This is a genomic window from Frankia sp. CcWB2 (genome assembly GCF_977927585.1).
Genome location: NZ_CDWRCM010000217.1, coordinates 4,729 through 5,343, shown reverse-complemented (window position 1 = coordinate 5,343; position 615 = coordinate 4,729). Strand labels below are relative to the sequence as shown.

General features: G+C 76.3%; 2 protein-coding genes. Both read left to right on the top strand.

Annotated elements, in window-relative coordinates:
• Nucleotides 1–3 precede the first annotated feature (3 nt).
• Nucleotides 4–168, top strand: coding sequence for a winged helix-turn-helix domain-containing protein (locus tag ACY45C_RS18565; RefSeq protein WP_462188848.1), 165 nt, complete (start codon nucleotides 4–6; stop codon nucleotides 166–168).
• The coding region (locus tag ACY45C_RS18560; protein ID WP_462188843.1) for an IspD/TarI family cytidylyltransferase at nucleotides 165–615 on the top strand (451 nt) is incomplete at its 3' end. The genes ACY45C_RS18565 and ACY45C_RS18560, both read left to right, overlap by 4 nt.

The following is a 615-nucleotide window of genomic DNA, read 5'->3' as shown; positions in this document are numbered from 1 at the left end:
GGCCTGCTGTGGGTGCTGAACCTGGCCGACGGCACGCGCAGCCTGCTCGACATCGCCGACCGCGCGGACCTGCCGTTCGACACCGTCGCGGCGGCGGCCGACGCCCTGGCGGGCGTCGATCTGCTCAGCGACGTCACCAGCGCCGCGCCCGCGGGAGCCCAGCGGTGACCGACACCGCTGTCGCCGTCACCAACGGCGCGGGGAGCACCGGGAACAGCGGCCCGGTCTGGACGATCGTGCTGGCCGGCGGCGGCGGCACGCGTTTCGGCGGGCCGAAACAGTTCTTCGACCTCGGGGGTGAGCCCCTGCTCGCCCACCCGGTCGCGGCAGCGCGGCCCGCCAGTGACGGCATCGCCGTGGTCGTCCCCGCCGCCCTGATCGGCCACTGGTCACCGCCGGACGGAGTGCGGGTCGTCGCCGGCGGCGCCACCCGGGCCGAGTCCGTCCGGGCGGGGCTGACGGCCGTGCCCGCGGACGCCGGGATCATCGTGATCACCGACGCCGCCCATCCGCTCGCGACTCCCGCCCTGTACCAGCGGGTCGTCGACGAGGTCCGCGCCGGCGCCGACGCGGCCGTACCCGGGCTCCCGCTCACCGAGGTCGTCAAGGAGATCC